This window comes from bacterium, assembly GCA_024228115.1.
In the GTDB taxonomy this organism is placed as follows: Bacteria; Myxococcota_A; UBA9160; order UBA9160; family UBA6930.
In genome coordinates this window covers 1-1,047 of record JAAETT010000083.1, presented here as the reverse complement: position 1 = coordinate 1,047, position 1,047 = coordinate 1, and the positions used below count along the sequence as shown (strand labels likewise).

Sequence of the window (1,047 nt, the reverse complement as noted above, 5' to 3'; positions counted from 1 at the left end):
CTCAGACAGGGGTTACGCAGGGGGAACGACTGGCTCATGTCCTTCGGCTGCCCGCTCAGCCTCTTCGGCTGCACGCCTGGCTGCCTCTTCATCGGCACGGCGTTGGGCGGCTTCGGCCTTGCGCTTGTCCCGAGACTTCTTAACCATGGCCCGGAGCTTGGGCGTGGTTAGTGGACCCTTGGTCTCATAGTCATAGGCGGCCAGGTCAGCAAGCCCCTCGCTGGCCCGCTCACGTAGCTCAGCTCGACGTGCTGCTCGCTTCTGACCCTTGTTGCCCCTGTGCTTGGTGCGCTCCTCCCCGTCAGTGTCCTCTGCCATAGCAGTGAAGGTGACGATGGCGTCTGTGGGGGTAAGACGGGAGTCGCTGACCACGTATCCAGTAATGGTGGTGCCAGCTGCGTTGTAGACCGGGGCTGGTTCGCCGAAGGAGACACGCTCAGGCAGATCTGCAATGAGGACACCGTCCGCTGCTTCGGTCTTGGCCTGAAGCTGGGCGTACTGAGCGGTGGTGAGCTTAAGTTCCATGATCAGAAGTCTCCGGTCTTGAGGTGGGCAGCGAGAGTGTCAGCTTCCCACTCTTCCAAGTACACATCAGGTATAACTATGTAATCGTATAGATCAAAATCTTCAGCATTATCTACGGCGAAGGCTTGACAACCGATACGTCCTACACCAAAGGTAGGGTCTGCTGTGATACCAGATAGCGCAGTGGCTGCGGAGTAGCCAGTCCCGTGCTGGTACCCGTATAGAGACCCATCATTGACCCCAAACCCGACCACCTCAATATCAGACGTAGAGTAGGTAGCAGCTGCTACAGCGGTGACAGTTGTACCGTCACCTGCATAGACACCTACCACATCAGCGGCAGTTATACCTATGTACAGCCCGTCATCAGCAGCTGATTCGTAGGAAACTAAACGATTTAGTCCAGAAGCATTGGCTACTGTCTTACGGAAACAGAGTAAACCTGTAGCTTTACCTGAGATCTTAGTGAAGTAGATCGAGTCCCGAGCCACTAATTGTGTGTAATCATCTACCCCATCGTGT

At 55.6% G+C, this 1,047-nt stretch carries 1 protein-coding gene and 1 pseudogene; both read right to left on the bottom strand.

Annotated features, from left to right (window positions below):
- Positions 1-42: 42 nt before the first annotated feature.
- Positions 43-126, bottom strand: a pseudogene (locus GY937_04725) (30S ribosomal protein S16).
- 401 nt (positions 127-527) lie between these two features.
- The gene (locus GY937_04720; protein ID MCP5056014.1) at positions 528-1,016 is read right to left on the bottom strand and encodes a hypothetical protein; all 489 of its coding nucleotides are present in this window, start codon (positions 1,014-1,016) and stop codon (positions 528-530) included.
- Positions 1,017-1,047: the final 31 nt, after the last annotated feature.